Source organism: Rubritalea marina DSM 17716 (assembly GCF_000378105.1).
Lineage (GTDB): Bacteria > Verrucomicrobiota > Verrucomicrobiia > Verrucomicrobiales > Akkermansiaceae > Rubritalea > Rubritalea marina.
Genome location: NZ_KB899250.1, coordinates 152,222 through 171,988, shown reverse-complemented (window position 1 = coordinate 171,988; position 19,767 = coordinate 152,222). Strand labels below are relative to the sequence as shown.

Annotated in this window: 16 protein-coding genes; 13 read left to right on the top strand and 3 right to left on the bottom strand. The window is 51.1% G+C overall.

The genetic code is table 11. The features are described 5' to 3' along the window. The 3 genes from F454_RS0104510 to F454_RS14175 all read left to right on the top strand — a co-directional run bounded on the left by F454_RS0104510 (position 1) and on the right by F454_RS14175 (position 2,952). On the top strand, positions 1–903 hold the full coding sequence (locus F454_RS0104510; protein WP_018969436.1) for a LysM peptidoglycan-binding domain-containing protein: 903 nt from the start codon (positions 1–3) through the stop codon (positions 901–903). A 40-nt stretch (positions 904–943) separates the two neighbouring features. After that, complete coding sequence (locus F454_RS0104505; RefSeq protein ID WP_425481060.1) at positions 944–1,906, top strand: acetyl-CoA carboxylase carboxyltransferase subunit alpha; 963 nt, start codon at positions 944–946, stop codon at positions 1,904–1,906. Positions 1,907–2,181: 275 nt separating this feature from the next. Further along, the gene (locus F454_RS14175; RefSeq protein WP_169334319.1) at positions 2,182–2,952 is read left to right on the top strand and encodes a ThuA domain-containing protein; all 771 of its coding nucleotides are present in this window, start codon (positions 2,182–2,184) and stop codon (positions 2,950–2,952) included. A 110-nt stretch (positions 2,953–3,062) separates the two neighbouring features. Here the strand turns inward: F454_RS14175 and F454_RS0104495 are convergent, their stop codons facing one another. Next, positions 3,063–3,476, bottom strand: coding sequence for an RrF2 family transcriptional regulator (locus tag F454_RS0104495; RefSeq protein ID WP_026292704.1), 414 nt, complete (start codon positions 3,474–3,476; stop codon positions 3,063–3,065). 20 nt (positions 3,477–3,496) lie between these two features. Between F454_RS0104495 and cysE the strand changes: the two genes are divergently transcribed. From cysE to F454_RS0104450, 10 genes are all read left to right on the top strand, one after another. After that, a complete protein-coding gene (gene cysE, locus F454_RS0104490; RefSeq protein WP_018969432.1) occupies positions 3,497–4,330 on the top strand; it encodes a serine O-acetyltransferase in 834 nt (277 codons plus the stop codon). Between the two features lie 310 nt (positions 4,331–4,640). Next, on the top strand, positions 4,641–5,957 hold the full coding sequence (locus F454_RS0104485; RefSeq protein WP_343123143.1) for a CmpA/NrtA family ABC transporter substrate-binding protein: 1,317 nt from the start codon (positions 4,641–4,643) through the stop codon (positions 5,955–5,957). Positions 5,958–6,163: 206 nt separating this feature from the next. Beyond that, complete coding sequence (locus F454_RS0104480) at positions 6,164–7,783, top strand: ABC transporter permease (RefSeq protein WP_018969430.1); 1,620 nt, start codon at positions 6,164–6,166, stop codon at positions 7,781–7,783. Between the two features lie 20 nt (positions 7,784–7,803). Next, entirely contained in the window at positions 7,804–8,709 is a 906-nt protein-coding gene (locus tag F454_RS16495; protein ID WP_018969429.1) for an ABC transporter ATP-binding protein, read from the top strand. A 4-nt stretch (positions 8,710–8,713) separates the two neighbouring features. Next, complete coding sequence (locus tag F454_RS16490; RefSeq protein WP_018969428.1) at positions 8,714–9,604, top strand: ABC transporter ATP-binding protein; 891 nt, start codon at positions 8,714–8,716, stop codon at positions 9,602–9,604. A 70-nt stretch (positions 9,605–9,674) separates the two neighbouring features. Next, entirely contained in the window at positions 9,675–11,180 is a 1,506-nt protein-coding gene (locus F454_RS0104465) for a NarK family nitrate/nitrite MFS transporter (RefSeq protein ID WP_018969427.1), read from the top strand. 117 nt (positions 11,181–11,297) lie between these two features. Continuing rightward, positions 11,298–13,040: a bifunctional protein-serine/threonine kinase/phosphatase gene (locus F454_RS0104460; RefSeq protein WP_018969426.1), complete on the top strand. Its 1,743-nt coding sequence runs from the start codon at positions 11,298–11,300 to the stop codon at positions 13,038–13,040. Between the two features lie 102 nt (positions 13,041–13,142). Next, the gene (locus tag F454_RS15570) at positions 13,143–14,249 is read left to right on the top strand and encodes a DmsC/YnfH family molybdoenzyme membrane anchor subunit (RefSeq protein ID WP_051083282.1); all 1,107 of its coding nucleotides are present in this window, start codon (positions 13,143–13,145) and stop codon (positions 14,247–14,249) included. Between the two features lie 36 nt (positions 14,250–14,285). Beyond that, positions 14,286–14,831: a hypothetical protein gene (locus tag F454_RS15565; protein ID WP_156817132.1), complete on the top strand. Its 546-nt coding sequence runs from the start codon at positions 14,286–14,288 to the stop codon at positions 14,829–14,831. Between the two features lie 3 nt (positions 14,832–14,834). Then, on the top strand, positions 14,835–17,057 hold the full coding sequence (locus F454_RS0104450) for a molybdopterin oxidoreductase family protein (RefSeq protein WP_018969423.1): 2,223 nt from the start codon (positions 14,835–14,837) through the stop codon (positions 17,055–17,057). A 524-nt stretch (positions 17,058–17,581) separates the two neighbouring features. Here F454_RS0104450 and F454_RS0104440 read toward each other — a convergent pair. Continuing rightward, on the bottom strand, positions 17,582–18,787 hold the full coding sequence (locus tag F454_RS0104440) for a hypothetical protein (protein WP_018969421.1): 1,206 nt from the start codon (positions 18,785–18,787) through the stop codon (positions 17,582–17,584). Positions 18,788–18,802: 15 nt separating this feature from the next. Beyond that, positions 18,803–19,666 carry a transporter gene (locus F454_RS0104435; RefSeq protein ID WP_018969420.1) on the bottom strand — a complete coding sequence of 288 codons (864 nt, stop codon included), beginning with the start codon at positions 19,664–19,666 and terminating at the stop codon, positions 18,803–18,805. Positions 19,667–19,767 lie beyond the last annotated feature (101 nt).

Below are 19,767 nucleotides of genomic sequence, written 5' to 3'. Positions count from 1 at the left end.
ATGAAAGTAACGACCTTCATCAAAATCGTGGCGGCACTGGCAGTGCTCGTGATGGTGGGGGCGACGGTGATGGTGACGCAGCGAATGGTTCTTGTGAATGCAGGAACAGAGGTGGCAGCACCGCGCAATGCAGTGGAGGCGATTGTGCCAGACTACCGAGTGAATGAAGCTGCGGTGGAGCGTTTGCTCTCGAAGTTGGATGTTGAGCACATGCCGGACATCACGCCTGGGCTTAGAGCCTATGAGGCAGCCTGTGCTTTACTAGAGGCTGGAGAATTCATCGCGGCAGAGCAGAAGCTTCAGTATGTGAATGCGTATTACCCGAGTGCGGCGGTTGCCGACGATGCGCGTCGGATTATCGGCGAGATGAATCTTGATAGCTTGTTTGATGCCAATAATGAGCAAATTCAAGAGTACACGGTGCAAAAGGGGGACTCCTACTACAAGATTGTGAATCAGCATGAGATGAGTCTCGATTTTTTGATGTTTATCAATCAATTGCATCGAGTGGATCGCCTTTACCCAGGGCAGAAGCTCAAAGTCATGGCTCAAGAGTATCGAATGCAGGTGGATGTGAAGAGGGGGATTTTATCGATTTGGGACGGTGTGAGCTTTGTGAAGGGGTATTCTATCCAGTCTCACACGCTTCCTCAGAGGGAGGCAGACGTGAGTACGGAGTTGCTCGCTGTGGAGGGACACCTAGCTGGTAAGCGAATCAAAGGCCCAGGTTCAAGCTATCGAGATAGCTCTAAGGTTTTGATCCTTAATAGCCCTCAAGTGGAGGTGCGTGCCGTTGGTGATGATGCTCTAGCTGCCGAGCAAACGATCTTTATGAAGCGCGCAGACATCGAAGAACTTTCGGTGTTATTACGCTCTAGCAATTCCGTAGAAATTCGATATTAAACTTTGCCAAGCGCAACGAATACGACACACTAGTAACCATATTATGAGCACGAAGCCGCTGGAATTTGAACAACCAATCGCTGAACTCGAAGCTGAGATTCAGAAGTTGCAGGCGAAATCATCGTCACAGGATATCGACATGAGTGAGCAGATCGCTTCCATGGAAGAAAAACTCCGCCAGACTCGCGACGAAATTTATAACAACCTCACACCTTGGCAGCGGGTTCAGATCGCTCGCCATACCAATCGTCCATTCATGTTGGATTATGTGGTGCATGGTTTTGAGGACTTCTGTGAGCTGCACGGCGATCGCCACATTGGAGACGATCATTCGATGCCGGGAGGATTTGCACGCCTCGGTGACCAACGCGTTGTGGTCCTCGGCCATCAAAAAGGCCGTGATACCAAAGAGAATTTAAAGCGTAATTTCGGCAGTGCGCACCCAGAAGGGTACCGCAAGTCGCTGCGCTTGATGAAGATTGCGGAGCGCTTTGGGCTTCCTGTGATCACGCTCATCGACACACCTGGGGCATTTCCTGGGATTGGGGCAGAGGAGCGCAACATTGCTGAAGCAATTGCCTTTAACCTGCGTGAGATGGCTCTATTGAAGGTGCCGATTCTCGCATGTGTTCTAGGCGAAGGTGGATCAGGTGGTGCGCTAGGCATTGGCGTGGCTGATCGCGTGCTGATGATGGAGAATGCTTACTATTCTGTGATCAGTCCGGAAGGATGTGCAGCCATTCTATGGAAGCACCGAAAGCATGCACCAGAAGCTGCTGAGGCGATGAAGATTGCAGCGCCAGATCTTGGCAAACTAGGTCTGATTGATGAAGTGGTGCTGGAACCTAAGGGTGGAGCGCATCACGACCACGTGCAGTCTGCTGAAAACTTGAAAGTTTCATTGCTCAAGCAGCTTAAGGAAATCCAAGCCTTGAGTACTGAAGAAATGATCCAGCAACGCTACGACAAGTACCGTAAGTACGGTGAGTGGCAGGGAGAATAAGCTCGAGCTATCGTCATAATTCTTAAGGGCCTTGGGAAAAATCTCAAGGCTCTTTCCGTATGGTGAAATCCGAGCCAGATCGTGATAGATGTAGAATGTCTATTTAGTAGTATATTCTATGGAGGGTTTCATGCATTTTGTGATGTTTCACGTCGCATGTGGCCTTGTCATAATTCATTAGTGAGCCAGCACACTACCTGACTCACGCATTCAATACTACAAAGATGTCTGAACAAAATTCGAGTAACACTGTCCCATTCTCCCGTAGAGGCTTTATGAAGCAAGGAGTTCTAGCTGGCGCGGCCTTTGGCATCGCTGGTTTATCTAGCCCTGCCTCAGCTAAAGACTCAGCACCCAAGAAAATCAAAGCCTTGTTGGTCACTGGCGGAGGCCACCACGATTACGAAGCACAAAAGAAGATTCTCACCGAAGGCGTGAGCGAGCTCATTGATGTGGAATGGACGATCTGGCACGACGAAAAGTCTGTCGATACCAAGAAGGCACTTTCCGCAAAGGGGTGGGCGGACCCTTATGACATTGTGGTCTACAACATCTGTCATGCGCATGAGAATGATGAAGCCTACATCAATAGTGTGGTGAACGTTCACAAGGCTGGTAAGCCTATGGTTGCCATCCATTGTTCGATGCATTCCTACCACTGGAATGTGGGAGGAGGTCGTGAATCTAAGCAGGACAAAGAATGGAACAAATTGCTTGGTGTGCGTTCGATGAATCACGGCCCAGTTGGCCCAGCGATCACGGCAAAGAAAACCGAAGTGGATCACCCGGCGTATCGCCCAGCGAATAAGGAATGGAAGACACCGAAAGGTGAGCTCTACAACATCCACCAGATTTACCCAAGTGCGACCGTACTAGCTGAAGGCAACAATGGCCATGCTGATGGCCAGCCGGTGGTTTGGGTCAATGAGTACGGTAAGGCCAAAGTCTTTGGAACGACCATCGGTCATCACAATGAAACGGTGCAAACTAAAGAGTACCTTCAGGTGATTGCCAATGGCATGCTCTGGGCAGTATCCGCTACTTAGAATGCTTAATCTTGACTCGCAACGCGTGCGAGACTCAGCAAGTTTGGTCACCCAAGGTTCATTGTTAGATCTTGGGTGACCTTTTTTCTGAGCGTTGCGTACCTGCTAGGTCAGATGTAGAACATTGGTGTGTCTTCGTCTTCAATCAGGGTGCTCAAGGTGGTTTGTTTGAGGTGCGCGCTAAAGACTGCCCCAGCTTTTTTCCATGCCTTATTGACGCCTGATCCAGAGCTTCCCTCACTGACCGTGGTGTCGTCTAGTAAATTGGGCTCCACTGATTGGACAATATCAAAGAGTGAGATCTCGTCAGCCTTCTGGGCTAGTAGGTAGCCACCTAGCTTCCCTCGCTTACTAGAAACGAGTCCTGAGCGACGGAGGTCATTGAGAATTTGAACTAAAAAGTTCGAAGAAATATCTTCCCGTTGCGCAATCTCGTCGAGTCGTGTAATGGTTTTGGCATCAGCTTGCTTAGCCAACTGAGCCATTGCGCGACAGGCGTATTCTAATTTTTGGGATACTCTCACGCGCTTACTAACACCATACTATGTCAGAAAAAACGAGTCTTATTCCTTTAAAACTTTGCCAATCTACTAATGTATCGACAGAGGAGGTTTGGCAACAGCTCCGCTGTGCTGGCTCTGATCTTGCGGAGAAGGAACCTCAGCTCAGTGCGCTCGTGCACGATGTGTTACTCGACCGTGAGAGTCTGGGGGAGGCCCTGGCTGCGCGTTTGGCGCGCAAGCTGGCACGTGAGGATATGAGTCGTGAGGAATTGATGCCATTGTTGGTGTCTATTTTTACCGAGAGTGATTGCCTCACGGTGAGTGCTTCGGCTGATATGATGGCGATTAAGGAACGCGATGCCGCCTGTCATTCCCCGCTTGAGCCCTTGCTATTCTTTAAGGGGTTTTTGGCGATGACAACATATCGAGTGGCACATCATCTGTGGAATGCTGGTCGCAGGCCACTCGCGCTTTACTTCCAGAGTATTTGCAGTGAAGTATTCAGTGTGGATATCCATCCCGCCGCTAGAATTGGTCACGGGATTCTCTTAGATCATGCCACTAGTATCGTCATTGGCGAGACTGCGATCGTGGAGGACAATGTGTCTCTTCTGCATGAGGTGACGCTGGGGGGAACGGGTAAAGTCTCTGGCGATCGTCACCCGGTGGTGCGTAGTGGTGTTCTGATTGGAGCTGGCGCAAAGATTCTGGGACGCGTTGAGATTGGGCACTGTGCCAAGGTGGGGGCTGGTTCTGTAGTTCTCTCTGACGTGGCTCCTCACGTGACGGTGGCTGGTATCCCTGCGAAGAAGATGGGGAAGGCAAACCGTCCTGCCATGGATATGAATCAATGCTTCGAAAGTGGCCTGATCTAGGGTGCTTGCTAGGTCAAGCGGCTTGAGTCGTGAGCGGGGTCTCCTGAGTGCCGTGTGAGGCGCTCGGTTTTCCGGCTGGTGTGATTTTCGCTAGCGGTAATCTGCTGTAGGCTGCCTTTTCGTGGGTATTAATCGGGTTCATTAAAAACCTGAAATATAGCGGCATGAGTGAGATTCATGGTTTTTGAAAATTTAGGGGAGTGCCAGGATGCCAATGTTGGCACGACCAGTGCTGAGTGAGTGATGTTCTTAGATTATGAAAGCACACACACTCAAACAACATGTAGGTTCTCTATCTCTTGCTGCTGGTATGGCGATGACATCGTTCGTTGCCGCCGAGCAACTCGACGTTGAGAAGTCCGAACTTAAATTTGGTTTCATCAAGCTCACTGACTGTGCGCCGATCGTGATTGCCAAGGAAAAGGGATTCTTCGAAGATGAAGGTCTTCAGGTAGACGTTGTAGCACAACCAAACTGGAAGACTCTTCTGGATAACGTGATCTCTGGCGATCTTGACGGTGCGCACATGCTCTCCGGTCAGCCACTCGCTGCTACGATCGGCTTTGGTACCAAGGCGCACATCATCACCGCCTTCACCATGGATCTTAACGGCAACGGTATCACTGTTTCCAACAACATATGGGAGCAAATGCAGGCGAACGACGAGAAGCTCGATTCTGACACGCCTCCACACCCAATCACTGCGGATTCACTCAAGCCAATCGTAGAAGAGAAGCTTGAAGATGGTGAGAAGCTTCAGATGGGTATGGTTTTCCCAACATCCACTCACAACTACGAGCTTCGTTATTGGCTCGCTGCTGCTGGTATCAACCCAGGCATGTACACCAAGTCTGACGTAGGTGGTCGTACTGACGCTCAAGTAGAGCTTTCTGTGACTCCTCCGCCAATGATGCCAGCGACTCTCGAGTCTGGTAACATCCAAGGCTACTGTGTTGGTGAGCCATGGAACCAGCAGGCAGTATCCAAAGGAATCGGTGTCCCAGTGACAACGAACTACGACATCTGGAAGAATAACCCAGAGAAAGTATTCGGTGTTTCCAAATCATGGGCTGACGAAAACCCACAGACATACCTCGCGGTCACAAAAGCACTCATCCGTGCTGGTAAGTGGCTCGACGCAGCTGATGAGTCCGGTAAGCTTGTGAACCGTGAAGAAGCCGCACGTATCCTTTCACGCTCAGACTATGTGGGTGCTGACTATGACGTGATCAAGAACTCCATGACTGGTTACTTCTACTTCCAGAAGACTGACAAGCGTGAGATGCCTGAGTTCAACGTGTTCTTCAAAGATCACGCAACCTACCCATGGTACTCTGACGGTATTTGGTTCCTCACTCAGATGCGCCGCTGGGGTCAGATCTCTGAGCCTAAGTCTAAGGACTGGTACTACGAGACTGCCAAGAGCGTTTACAAGCCAGAGGTTTACCTCGCAGCTGCTAAGCTTCTCCTCGAAGATGGTCACGTCGAAAAAGCTGAAATCCCATGGGATGCTGACGGCTTCAAAGCTCCAACTAAAGACTTCATCGACGGTGTTGAGTACAATGGTAAAGAGCCAATTAAGTACCTCAACAGCCACACCATCGGTAACAAAGATCCTGAAGCTTAATTCATTCTGTTAAATACATCGGTAATTGATGTTGTTCATAGATGGGGCTCCACATTGTGGGGTCCCATTTTTTTTTGGTGTATCTATCTCATGGTGAGTTGGTTGATGTGTTAGCTTGTTTCACATTCTTGTAAAAGATGAATCAAATTAATGCTTGCTGGTCTACCGCCTGCTGAAGGTATGCCAACCGTGCAACGACATACGTCATGAAACTACTAAAACAACTTAAGTATTCATTATTAAAAGTCATCGACCTCAGTGGTCTGACATTTTTAGCACCCATCGTGAGACTCTGCTATGGCGAGGAACCGAAGGTGCAACTTCAGAAAATCGGGCAATGGATCCTGGTGCCAATCGCGGGTGTTTGTGCATTCCTATTCCTCTGGCACATTACCTCTGGAAGCATCCAGACCAAGTCAGGCACTCTGCCGAATCCGGTTGAAACCTGGCAGGGGTACAACGCGATTGACACCCAAGCAGAGCGTGAGGGTTTGAAGAAAACCTCTTATGAGTTGGTTGGTGAAGAGCGTGACCAGATGCTTGCCGACGCAGAGGATCGTCTCGCTGAGGTGAAGGTTCAAGTAGCTGAAACCAATGCTGCTGTGACTGCTGCCAAAGAGGCAGTGGATGCGCAAACAAAAGAACTTATTGCTCCACTCGATAAGGAATATAAGGAACTCAAGAGTCAGTACAAAGCAGCATCGAAAGCTCGCAAAGCAGTCCTCGTGACAGATGCTGATTCTCTCAAGGCTGGCAACGTGGCTGAGTACAACGCTTATTACGAAAAGGTGGAAGAGTCTGTCGTGAAGACTGCTCAGGAGAAAGAAGAGCTCAGCATACTAAAGAAGAAGATTGATAAGATTCGTGAGATCAAGTCGCCTGAGGTTGCTAAAGCACTCCTCGAGCAAACGTTCGCTGCTGAAGAAGCGCAGTATCTTAGCAAGCAGATTGAGCTCCTCAGCGATCGCAACCGCGCCGTGCAGGTTGAAACTGCTACAGGCATGATCAGCACATACAATGAGGAGTTTCTCAGCCTCACAGGAAAGGCTGCCTACGACAAGGCGCGTTCTATCGCCAAGGCGAAAGAGCGTCTCAGTAAGATGGAGAGTTCCTCATACGCTCAGCCGGCGACTATCTGGTACCAGGTAAAGCGTTCCATCTTCTGTGTGTTCACAGGCTTCATCATTGGAACGGCGATTGCAGTGCCAATCGGTATCCTCTGTGGTTTGAATTCAACCTTCATGGCGGCCATGACACCATTCATTGCAATCTTTAAGCCAGTGTCTCCGATCGTGTGGCTTCCGATCGCCTTGATCATCGTTTCGGGCCTCATCCCGGACCCAGACAACAACCCGCTGATGCTGTTCCTCTGGGATCTTCCACTCATTGGTGAGTACAAGATCAACCCAGCATTTATTGCATCTGCTGTGACTGTGGCTCTTTGTTCACTCTGGGCAACGCTCGCCAACACCGCGCTCGGTGTGGCATCCATCGACAAAGATCACATGAATGTGGCTCGCGTACTCAAGCTTGGCTTCTTCGCTCGTCTTTTCAAGATTGTGATTCCGTCAGCGCTTCCACTGATCTTTGCAGGTCTTCGAATCTCACTTGGAGTGGGCTGGATGGTGCTCATTGCCGCTGAACTACTCTCATCCTCTGAAGGTATTGGTAAGTTTGTGTGGGATCAGTTCAACAATGGAGCCTCCGACTCACTCGCCAAGATGATGGTGGTGGTGTTCCTCGTAGGGATCATCGGCCTCATCCTCGACCGAATCATGATTGTCTTCCAGCGTATGGTGACATTCGAAGGTTCAGTCAGTGTGTAAACTTTCACTCCCAACAGACTATGAACGACATCTTACAAATCAACAATGCTTCGGTGAGCTTCGGCCCACCGTCCAACCGCACCGACGTCCTCAAGGACCTCCAGCTCTCAGTGAAGGAGAATGAGTTTGTGGCAGTGATCGGGTTCTCAGGAGCAGGTAAGAGTACTCTCATGAATCTCCTATCAGGACTTCAACAGCCAAGCTCTGGTGAAGTTCTCTACAAGGGAGAGTCCATCAAAGAGCCTGGTCCAGACCTAGGTATGATGTTCCAAAACTATTCCTTGCTTCCGTGGTTGAGTGTTCTTGATAACGTCAAGCTTGCGATCGGTGCAGTTGAACCAAAGATTAGCAAATCTGAGTTGGACGAAAAAGCGCATCATTATGTGAAGATGGTGAAGCTCGATCACGCTTTTGATAAGAAACCGCATGAGCTTTCAGGCGGGATGCGCCAGCGCGCCTCGCTAGCAAGAACGCTCTCACTCGACCCTGAAGTGTTGCTACTTGACGAGCCGCTCTCCGCACTCGACGCACTCACTCGCTCCGAGTTACAGGATCAAATTCTCAATATCTGGGAAAAAGATAAGCGCACCGTGGTGATGATCACCAATGATGTGGATGAGGCGGTGCTAATGGCCGACCGCATTGTGCCACTCACCATGGGGCCGGGCGCGACACTTGCAGAGGAATTTGAAGTGAATATGGCTCGCCCTCGAGATCGCCACACGCTCAACGATCATCCCGAGTTTATGCGCCTGAAGTCTGAGATCACCAAGTTCATGATGGGGCTCAATAAGGAAAGTAAGGAACTCGCGGCAGACATTATTCCGATGCCGAAGGTGGAGCCTAAGAGCTTTGCACCTCCAGTATTGTCGCCAACATTCAAGCAAAACCCAGTATCCCGTAAGGGCAACAACAACGTAGCTTAAGACCATGAGTACGAATTCAAAGTTTGTAGAAATATCCAATCTCATTAAAGAATACCCCAATCCATACGGCGATCCGTTTCGTGTGGTTGAGGATTTCAACCTCAACATCAAAGAGGGTGAGTTTATTTCCCTGATTGGTCACTCTGGTTGTGGTAAGTCTACCGTTCTCACGATGCTGGCTGGTCTCAATGAGATCTCTGGCGGTGGTATCATTGTGGGAGATCGAGAAATTGACGGGCCTGGCCCGGATCGCTCAGTGGTCTTCCAGGCTCCTTGCCTCATGCCGTGGATGACAGCCTACCAAAACGTCATGCTAGGAGTGAAGAATGTTTACCCGCACGTGGACAAGGCGACTCAAAAACAAATTGTCGAGCACGCTCTATCTGTGGTGGGTCTAGCAGACGCCATGAAAAAGTATCCTAAAGAGCTTTCGGGTGGCATGCAGCAACGCGTGGGTATCGCCCGTGCGATCGCCCTTCAGCCTAAGGTGCTTCTTCTTGATGAGCCATTTGGTCGTCTCGATTCACTCACTCGCATGGAGCTTCAGGATGTGATTATCGATATCCTTGAGCGCGAAAAGCTAACCGCCATGATCGTGACCCACGATGTGGATGAGGCGGTGTTTATGGCCGATCGCTGTGTCATGATGTCAAATGGGCCGCGTGCCGGACTTGGCGAGATTCTAGAAATCGATTTCCCGCGTCCACGCAACCGCGAGGAGATCTTCAGTGATCCTAAGTTCTTCTCCTACCGCGAGCACCTCCTGGCCTTCCTAGAACAGCGCTCCCATATCAAAGGTGACACGCGTGTTTTCTCTGCTGGTGAGACTCTCGGCTTCCTCAATAAAGAGGAAATTGAGGAGATTCAGCACCAGAGTGAGGCCGTAGTAGCCTAAGTTTGAATCATTAATCTCATTCATTGATTTTCATTACTCACATTCATGTCTAACATGAGTGTGAGTGTTCATGCTTGGCATGACTGGTGCTCATGTTCTGCCTGTGAACAACGCAAAATTAAACGTACTAGATTTCAAGAACCCAAGTATTCGTACCTTGCACACGACTTGGGTTGCTTTTTTCATCACCTTTGTGGTGTGGTTCAACCATGCGCCACTGGGAGCGATTATTTCAGAAGCCTTCGATCTAAGCAAAGCGCAGTGGAAGGCATTGTTAATTGTGAATGTTGCCCTGACTATTCCATCACGAGTGATCGTTGGGATGTTGGTGGACAAGCTGGGTCCGCGTAAGACCTATTCCACCTTATTGATGATTTCTGGGCTTCTGTGTACTTGGTTTGCCTCAGCGCAATCCTATGAGCAGCTCGCTATCGCACGCTTTGCGATGGGGTTTGTGGGAGCTGGATTTGTCATTGGCATTCGCATGGTTGGTGAGTGGTTTCCAGCGCGCCAGGTTGGGCTTGCTGAGGGGATCTACGGTGGCTGGGGGAACTTTGGTTCAGCTGCAGCCGCTATGGCATTGCCCACATTAGTCGCAGCCTTTGGTGGTGAAAACGGCTGGAGGTATGCTCTTTATTGCACCGCAGCCATGGCATTTTGCTATGGGATCTTCTTTTATATTGTGGCGCGTGACACCCCGAAGGGAGCAACCTACTTCAAGCCTAAGAAAAGTGGTGGTATGGAAGTGAGTAACCGCAAGGATTTCTATTTCCTCTTGATCATGACGGTGCCGATGTATGCCGCGCTCGCGGTGCTTGCGTGGAAGCTTTCACCCTCTGGTGTGGGCCTTCTCACTCAGAATGTGGTGTATGTGATTTACTTTGCACTAGCGGCATTGTTCGCATTTCAGGTGAGTCAGATTTACCGAGTCAATAAGACGATGCTCAAAGAAGGTGGGGTGCCGGAAATGTTCCGCTACAAGTTCAAGCAAGTGGCCATTCTGGATCTGAATTACTTTGTTACTTTTGGATCTGAGCTCGCTGTGGTTTCGATGCTGCCTCTCTTTTTCATGGAGACCTTTGATTTGAGCCCAGTCAAGGCTGGTCTCCTGGCCTCCGGCTTTGCGTTCATGAACCTCGTGGCGCGCCCGGCTGGTGGGTTGATTTCCGATAAGTTTGGCCGCAGAAAGTCCATGATGATTTTCATGGTAGGGCTTGCGATTGGTTACTTCACGTTGAGTCAGATCGATGGCACTTGGGCTATTCCGCTGGCGGTGTTGGCCACCATGTGTTGCTCCTTTTTTGTACAATCTGGTGAAGGTGCTGTTTTTGCTATGGTGCCGTTAGTTCAGCGCCGGATGACTGGTCAAATAGCTGGCATGGCAGGTGCTTATGGGAATGTAGGGGCTGTGGTCTTTTTGACAATTTTCTCCTTTGTGGATGCCTCCACGTTCTTCATGATTATCGCCGCCTCTAGCTCGATTGGCTTCATTGCGACCTATTTCCTTGAAGAACCTGCTGGACATACCGCTGAGGTGATGCCAGATGGATCCGTTGAACTCATCGAAGTTTCTTAACCGAGAAGCCAGACGATTTTCATAGCGACTTTGCACACGATTGTTGTTGAGTCATTTTATGAGAGTAGTGAGTTCCATTCCTCATTACTCTCATTTTATTTACCGCTTTAACACACCATGATTTTAAATGAACCTACCGAGAATCAATTACAGATCTCTGTGGGACGTTGCTCCCGACCCGGAGTGAAAGCTCGTAATGAGGATAGTACTGGCTTCTATGAGCCAGACGAGAGCCTCATCTACACCAAAGGCTATGCTGCGGCGATTGCGGATGGTGTGAGTGCTGCCAGTGGTGGGGAGCAAGCTGCGGAAATGTGTGTGCATAGCTTCCTTTCAGATTATTACAGCACACCTGACTCTTGGTCGGTAAAAACCTCCGGGCAGAAGGTGCTCACGGCGCTTAATCGCTGGTTATACAGTCAGGGGCACAGTGAGGGGCTCGCTGATGAAAAAGGCTACCTTTCGACACATAGCTCGATCATCTTTGTGTCGAATACTGCCTCGATTTTCCATATTGGCGACACGCGGATCTACCGCATTCGTGAGGGGGTGATCGAGTTGCTCACTAAAGATCACAGCACCCAAATCTCGCGGAAGACCAGTTACTTGAGTCGGGCGATGGGCTTGAATCTCAACCCTAAGGTCGACTACAAAGAGCTGGGGGTTCAAGAAGGTGATCTTTACTTGCTTACTTCGGATGGAGTGCACGGGTGGTTGCTTGATCAAAAGTTATTAGAAATAGCTCAAAATGCGGCCACGCTTGAGGCGGCGGTCGAGCACATGGTGGAGTCTGCCTTGGTCTCTGGTAGTAATGATAATTTGAGTGCCATGATGCTGCGCATCGATGCCTTGCCGGGCGCTAGTCAGGATGAAATTCGGCGTTTTTTGAGTGAACGCCCATTTCCTCCATTGCTGTACCCCGGGGTCTCTGTAGATGGCTTGGAGGTGGAGCAGGTCTTGTTCGAGAGCGCACGTAGTCAGTTGTACAGAGTGAAGGATGTGCATGATGGCAAGCACTACGCGATGAAGACGCCATCACCGAATTTTAGTGACGACCCAGAGTACATCGATCGTTTTGCGGCTGAAGAGTGGATTGGCCGTCGCGTCGATCATAAGAACTTGGTGAAGGTGGTGGAGCGTGAGCACAAAGCGACCTTCCTCTATTACCTGATGGAAGAGGTTTCAGGTGTGACCCTGGCGCAATGGGTGGAGCAGCATGAAGGGGATATCGATACCTTGAAGGTGGTGCGTGTGATTGAGCAAATCGTCTCGGGTGTTCGCGCCCTGCACCGTAAGGAAACTATTCATCAAGATCTGAAGTTGGACAATATCATGCTAACTGAGGACGGGAGACCTGTCGTGATTGATTATGGCTCCTGTAGGGTTGAGAGCTTGCATGGTCAGGGCCGCGGTGCTGGTGAAGTAGATGCTCCTGGAACCATCGACTTTTCAGCACCTGAGTACCGCCTCGAAATTGCTGCCGACATCGGCCCGCGATCAGATCAATTTTCAATCGCGATGATCGCCTACCATTTGCTCACCGGTGGGGAGTCCCCCTATGGGGAGGCTTGGCTCAAAGCAAGGTCCTTCAAGAATTTTGCGACTTTGGAGTACATCCCAGCTCACAAGCATAAGCCCATGGTGCCAGTGTGGATTGATGGTGCGTTGAAGCGCGCCCTTCGGGTGGATACTGATGGGCGGTACAGTAGTATGAGTGAGTTCGTGAGTGATCTACAAAAGCCGAACCCGCTGTACATCGAGTCTCGTCACATGCCCTTGATGGCCCGCAATCCAGAGCGGTTTTGGCAGGTGGTTTCGTTGTTGCTATTGATCGGATTGATTTGTTCTTTGGTGTTCTAGGGTGCGGTTGGATGATTTTGATTCATGGTCTTCTGTGATTTTCACTCATGGTGAATGCGGCTCCCATGGCACACAATGTGCTTTTTACAGGGTATGACGTTGATGCCATCAGGAGTGAAGGAGGAGGAAAAGGTGGATGCTCTAGAGCTAGAGCGTGCCGCTACTTCTGAGCGCACCCTGGTGGATGCCCTGCTCGAAGAGCAGCGCTCGCTCACCGCTATTGAGCGTTTTAGTCAAAAGCATTCCGACGCTGTTTCGCCGATTCAGGCGCGCTACTACAAAGATCTTATCCCCATTCGTAAGCCATCGACAGGTGAGCAATACGCCTTTGAAGTGGACATGGACAAGTGCACCGGCTGCAAGGCTTGTGTTGTCGCTTGCCACAGCCTCAATGGACTCAAAGAGAAAGAATCATGGCGTGACATCGGCACCATCCGCGGGGTGGTGGATAACGAACCACAGCAGCAGACGGTTACCTCAGCATGTCACCATTGCATCGATCCTGGTTGCTTGAGTGGTTGCCCAGTAGGTGCTTATGAAAAGCTCGAAGATACTGGTGTGGTAAAGCATCTCGATGATCAATGCATCGGTTGCCAGTATTGCTCTTTGAAGTGCCCCTATGATGTACCCAAGTATGACGACGCGCTTGGGATCGTACGCAAGTGCGACATGTGTCACGAGCGCCTCGCCGAGGGGGAAGCTCCTGCTTGTGTCCAGTCCTGCCCGAATGGTGCAATATCTATTCAGTTGGTGAATATCGAGGAATCACGTCAGAAGTCACTTGAGGGTGGCTCTATGGTGGCGGGTGCGTTCCGCTCTGATTACACCTTGCCAACTACTAATTTCCGAAGCAAACGCGATCTCAGCAAGTCCATGGAGGCTGCGGATGAGAATGATCTGACTCCATCACACAACCACGTACCTTTGGTGTGGATGTTGGTGCTGACTCAGGTGGCTGTAGGGGCCAGCGGCATTGATCTGCTAGCGAGAGCCTTTGACCTCTATAGCTCCAGTACGACATCGCTTGTCGCGATCACAGCGGCAGTGGTTTTAGGGAAGGTTGGCTTGGTCGCCAGCCTGCTCCACTTAGGCAGCCCGCTGGGTGCCTGGAGGGTATTTCTAGGCCTCAAGACTTCATGGCTCAGCCGCGAGGTGGTGCTCTTTGGGGCTTGGATGCCCGCGTTGATGGTGTATGCCGCCTTGATCTAGTACCCTGCAGTCAGTGGGCTTTTACCTGAGGCTTTGGTGTTTGAAGTTCCTCAGTGGCTCACCCTAGGAGCTGGGGCAATGGCCTTTTTCCTCGGCCTTGTGTCGGTCTTTTGCTCAGTGATGGTTTATGTGGACACGAAGCGTGAGTTCTGGAGTATGTGGAAGACACTCGGTCGTTTTGTTGGGTCTTCGCTGGTTGGAGCCTTTGCGGTGTTATCCTTTTCTGAGCTAGTTTCTGTGGGGACTGTGAGTGCGTGGTTGTCCGTGGGGATGCTCGTCTCTATCTTATTTAAAGCGGTCGTTGAAGCTAGTCTGATCCTGCCGGCGCGAGAGGATGCTTGGAGCTTCTCCAAGAAGAGCGGCATGATCCAACTATACTCCCTGCGCAAGACACTAAGCATCCGATGGGCCGCCTTCGCAGTGGCTGCAGTGGCTGCAATGTTTGCAACACTCGTGCCCGCTCTTGGGGCCTTGATCCTTCCTGCGGTGATCCTTGGCGAACTCCTCGAACGTTGTATTTTCTTCCAGGCTGTGGTGACACTGAAGATGCCTGGTGAGCTTTCCAGAATTCAAGCCCATTAATCCATGAAAACACTCGCAAAAAAACTCGCTCAGTCGCTGCCGCCGATCCGTCAATGGAAAGGCCCAAAGACGGCTGAGTTGCTGCGTAGTCCTGGAAAGTTTGGGCTAGGTCAGGTGCCCACTAGCGTGAAGCCAGACGCCACCACCAACTTAGTTTGTGGCTTTTGTTCCACGGGTTGTGGTTTGAATGTCCACCTCAAAGATGGCAAGGCTGTGTCACTCACTCCTTCCACCAATTACCCTGTCAACTTAGGGATGGCGTGTCCTAAAGGTTGGGAGGCCTTGACGCCGTTGGAGTCAGATGACCGTGCGACCACTCCCATGCTGCGTAAGCAACGTGGTGGTGAGCTCGAAGCTGTGAGCTGGGAGGAGGCAATGGAGACTTTTTGTGGGCGCTTTAAAGAGATTCAAGCTGAGCATGGAGAGGAATCGGTAGCCTTCATCAGTACTGGACAGATTGTGGCCGAAGAAATGGCATTCCTCGGGGCCTTGAGTAAGTTCGGCATGGGGATCAAACACGGCGACGGCAACACACGCCAATGCATGGCGACATCTGTGGTGTCCTACAAGCAAAGCTTCGGCTTTGACGCACCTCCATACACTTACCAAGATTTTGAAGAATCCGATGTGATCATTCTAGTCGGTTCGAACCTATGTATTGCACACCCGATCATGTGGCAGCGCATTGAGCGCAACAAGCACAACCCTGAGATCGTGGTGATCGATCCACGCCGTACCGAGACCGCAGTGGCAGGCACGCAACACTACCCGATTTTGCCCAAGTCGGATCTCAGTTTCTTTTACGGATTGGCTAAAGTTCTAATCGATCAAGGATGGGTAGACCGTGGTTTCATTGCTGAACATTGCAATGGCTTTGCAGAGTTTGAAACCCATGTGGCTAGCTTTACCCCAGAATTTGTGCAGCAACAATCGGGCATCAGTCCTGAGCAGATGCTCAAGCTTGCAGAAACAATCCATAAGGGTGAGCGCGTCTCATTCTGGTGGACCATGGGAGTCAACCAGAGCCACGAAGGGGTGCGTACTGCACAAGCGATCATCAACCTCGCGTTGATGACAGCCAACATTGGTCGCCCAGGCACAGGGGCCAACTCGATCACCGGCCAGTGTAACGCCATGGGATCGCGCCTTTTTTCCAACACTACCAACCTTCTAGGTGGCCACGATTTTGCCAATGAGGCCCATCGTGAAAAGGTGGGCGCCATCACCGGGGTGGGTGCTGAAAACATCACCAAAGAGCTGGGCTGGACCTACGATCAAATTGTCGATGGAATTCATGCCGGAAAGATTAAAGGTCTCTGGGTTCTCGCGACGAATGGATCGCATTCCTGGATCCAGCAGGACAAGTACAGCGAGGCGATGGAGAAGCTCGATTTCCTCGTCGTGCAAGACATGTACAGTAGCACCGAAACTGCTCAACAAGCAGATCTTGTGTTACCTGCTGCGGGCTGGGCTGAAAAAGATGGGGTGTTTATCAATTCCGAGCGCAGAGTAGGCTTGGTGAAGAAGGTGGCAGAAGCACCTGGTCAGGCACTCTCCGACTTCAATATTTTCCGTTTGATTGCCCATTATTGGGGGGTGAGTGAGCGTTTCGCCAAGTGGAGTAGCCCAGAGGCCGTGTTCAAGATGCTTACCGAGCTCAGTGCAGGACAAGCGTGCGATATGACAGGCATTTCGAGTTATCAGATGGTGGACGAATTCGGAGGCATCCAATGGCCGTGCCGTGCGGAGGATGTGCCGGCACTCTCCCGTGACAATCAGCGTCGCCTTTTTGAAGACGGCAAATTCTACCATCCAGATCAAAAGGCTAAATTTGTCTTCGGCGACGCTACGCCGGTCTTGGAAGATACCGATGAGGAATTCCCATACGTTCTTCTCACTGGGCGTGGAAGCTCCGCCCAATGGCATACCCAGAGCCGCACCATCAAGTCTGAGGTGCTGCGCAAGCTACACCCAGCAGAGATCTACGTTGAGATCCACCCTGACGATGCCAAAGGACTAGGAATCAGGCCGAATAGTAAGATCAAGATCGTTTCCCGCCGTTCTACTGTGGAGGTGACAGCGAGCGTCACCCCTAGTGTTTATCCAGGCCAGTTGTTTATGCCAATGCATTATGCCAAGGCAAATAAGCTAACCATCGCCTCCTTTGATCCGTACTCACGCCAGCCAAGCTATAAGTTCTGTGCTGTCAATATCACCGTAGATTGAAGGGCTCACTGATCCTCCATTACGGATTCGTTGTTAGTCTCTAGCAACTAGTATGTTTATCGGATAGCGATCATGGTGAAATGTGGTAGTATTTGTTAGATCTAACATTATAGATCTACATATAGCTATGAGACTCCCGTCAGCCATTATACTGGGCTTATTGCTTGGCCTATTGCTCGTTTCACTACAGACGATCTTGGCCCAGTGGTATGCGTTATCTTTGGATCATTGGACGTATTTGATCAGCTTTTTGGTGTATTTTGTGACGGCGAGTGTCTCTGCAGATAGAAGGCTAGTAGCATGTGTTATCGTCTATCTATTGCAGACGAGTGTGATGTATTTGTGCTATCAGCTGATCTTTCATGGTCAGGCACAATTCCCTAGTACTATGGAGCTCATTCTATCGTCACAGGCGGCGCTTTCGCTGCTCGTTGAGTGTGTCATCATGTTGGGGGCGATCTATCTATCCTTGAAGCTTAGAATGTTTCAGAATGTATGAGTTCTACCCCTTCTTGGTGAGGCTGTTACTCTGAAGAAATGCCGAGAATGAAGACTAGCAGGCACGCTAGTGTTAGGCCGGCGAAGAGAGTCATTTGCAGGCCGCGGCTTTTAAGCTGTGGCAGTTGTTTGGCCATGAGTAAGGCAACGACACACTGAAGCATGTAAAAGAGGGCAAAGGCACGAGAGGCGACGGCGATGATGCTATTCACATCGGTGGCCCAGGTCAGGACAACTGTGATAACAAGAATCAGTGCGTAGGCGAAACGGGGAGAGATTTTCTTGCGGCTGATGTCGCGAATGAGTCCACCGGCTCCCTCGTTGTCTGCCACAGCGGCACTGAACTGGCTGCCCACAGCGGCGATGGCAATCAGGATGGGTAGGAGGAGTGCCACTGGCCGGATCAACTCGGTGATGGCAGTGACATCCGAGCCTAAGCCTTCATGGAAGAGTACCGTAGCAAGCCCGATGAAAATGAGATAAATGCACGATGAGAGCAGCTGGGCCCAGCGCATGGTCTGGATTCGTTCATCAGCGGAGTGCGCTTCACCAAGGTAGCGTGAAGTCTCAAAGCCTTGGACCACGATGAGTAGCCCTAGCAGCACACGCATGTCATGGAAGTCGATCACTGATGAGATGTTGGCAAGCTGCCATTTCCCTTCACCTAAGAGTTCGATGTTATAGATGCCGAGGGCGACCAGCAAGGAGGCGATCATGCCGAGGTTTAGGCTGACCGCGTATTTTTCTAAAAACTCTAGCATGCCGAGACCTCGCCACATGCCAATGCCGCCAATGAGGAGGAGCAAGGCGGTGGTGAAGAGGTTGGTAGTGTGAGGATCGGTGATACCCAGCGCCTGACCGACAAACGCGGCGAGCAGCTGGAGGTAGTAGCTCACCGAGACAAAGTATGCGCCAGCGAGGACGATGCGTGAGACAAAGGCAATTGATTGCGCGGGTCCCCGTTCGTTTTCTACTGGTTCGAAATGCCGGATGTTGAAGCGCACAGCGGAACCCACAGCATACGCTAGCAACAAGAGCACGGCCATGCAGAGCAGGGCACGATTGCCTACGAGCCCTCCGAGTAGCGGGGCGCTGACGAGGAAGCCGCTCCCCATAATCGAGGCCAAGGGGGTGACCAGTGCTTGCCACTTGCTTGAGCGTCGTAGCGTTGGTGAGAAGGACAGGTACGAGCCTAAACCTAATGCCACGACGATGATGATGAGATTGATCATGGATACGGGGGGGGCTTACCAAAGCCAAGATAAGGCGAGAGCATAGTTGTTACTATCGAAGCTCTTCTCGGTTTGGGTGCGGGTTCCGGTGTAGCTCAGAGTGAGGCCGAGTCGCTTGGTGAGTGAGTAGCCAGCGGCGAGTGAGAAGGCAAAGTTCTCTCCTGAGTCAGCTTTGTGAATGCCGTCGATGCGGTTCTGTCCACCGACCCCATAGCCGGTGCTGGCGCTACACCAAACGCCCGGTCGGTGGGTGTAAATGACGTGCCCTTGGAGGGTGTAGAAGGGATCCTGCTGGCGTTTGGTACCTTGCCAGAATTTGTCATTATCCGAATAGATCCAAGCTGAAGTGGAGAGCTCATAGGTCCATTTGCGGCGTTGGTGAATCACCCCGAACTGAGGGCGGAAGGTGAAGCGGTTGCTGCCGATGTTGATCAATTGCTCAGCACTGTAGTCGCCAGTGGGAAGCTGGACGATCAGTGCTGCCCCGATGAGTGTCTCTTGCTCAAAGGCTTGTTGGCGGTATTCTTTGAATGCTTTGCCTTTCAGTGGCGGGGCTCCATAAAGGATCGAGGAAAAGCGCATCACCGTGTCGGTAAGGCCACGACGCGTGGTGCTGGCTGGCTCTCCTTGCAGCAGGCCCTGCCATGTGCCATCTTGCACCGCTTGGCCGATCTCGAAGCGCGAGGTCGTCCCTAGGAATTCGAGGCTTCGAATGTAGCGGAAGGCGAGGGTGTGAATATCAGCTTGAAGGTCTTCCACTTGGAGAACTGGATCAATGAAGATGTCTGCGTCGGTGTAGACGTAGGCGGTCCCGGCAAAGTTGGTGTCGATTGGGAGGTGGCTCCAGCGACGTGGCGTAAGCTCTTGGGCGTGGAGCATCGTTGCCGTTAAAAAGAAACTGAGGAGATAATGTATGATCCGCGGCATGAGTAGAAGCTAGTTGGCTGCTTCATCATTTCAGCAGCGAGTCACTAAATGGA

Bases quoted from the DNA above. Each gene is read 5' to 3' on its own strand.
- F454_RS0104450 (WP_018969423.1), top strand. From the start codon at position 14,835: ATGAAAACACTCGCAAAAAAACTCGCTCAGTCGCTGCCGCCGATCCGT.
- F454_RS0104465 (WP_018969427.1), top strand. From the start codon at position 9,675: ATGCTTGGCATGACTGGTGCTCATGTTCTGCCTGTGAACAACGCAAAA.
- F454_RS0104435 (WP_018969420.1), bottom strand. From the start codon at position 19,666: ATGCTCCACGCCCAAGAGCTTACGCCACGTCGCTGGAGCCACCTCCCA.
- F454_RS0104510 (WP_018969436.1), top strand. From the start codon at position 1: ATGAAAGTAACGACCTTCATCAAAATCGTGGCGGCACTGGCAGTGCTC.
- F454_RS14175 (WP_169334319.1), top strand. From the start codon at position 2,182: ATGAAGCAAGGAGTTCTAGCTGGCGCGGCCTTTGGCATCGCTGGTTTA.
- F454_RS16495 (WP_018969429.1), top strand. From the start codon at position 7,804: ATGAACGACATCTTACAAATCAACAATGCTTCGGTGAGCTTCGGCCCA.
- F454_RS0104460 (WP_018969426.1), top strand. From the start codon at position 11,298: ATGATTTTAAATGAACCTACCGAGAATCAATTACAGATCTCTGTGGGA.
- F454_RS0104480 (WP_018969430.1), top strand. From the start codon at position 6,164: ATGAAACTACTAAAACAACTTAAGTATTCATTATTAAAAGTCATCGAC.
- cysE (WP_018969432.1), top strand. From the start codon at position 3,497: ATGTCAGAAAAAACGAGTCTTATTCCTTTAAAACTTTGCCAATCTACT.
- F454_RS15570 (WP_051083282.1), top strand. From the start codon at position 13,143: ATGCCATCAGGAGTGAAGGAGGAGGAAAAGGTGGATGCTCTAGAGCTA.
- F454_RS0104485 (WP_343123143.1), top strand. From the start codon at position 4,641: ATGGCGATGACATCGTTCGTTGCCGCCGAGCAACTCGACGTTGAGAAG.
- F454_RS0104440 (WP_018969421.1), bottom strand. From the start codon at position 18,787: ATGATCAATCTCATCATCATCGTCGTGGCATTAGGTTTAGGCTCGTAC.
- F454_RS16490 (WP_018969428.1), top strand. From the start codon at position 8,714: ATGAGTACGAATTCAAAGTTTGTAGAAATATCCAATCTCATTAAAGAA.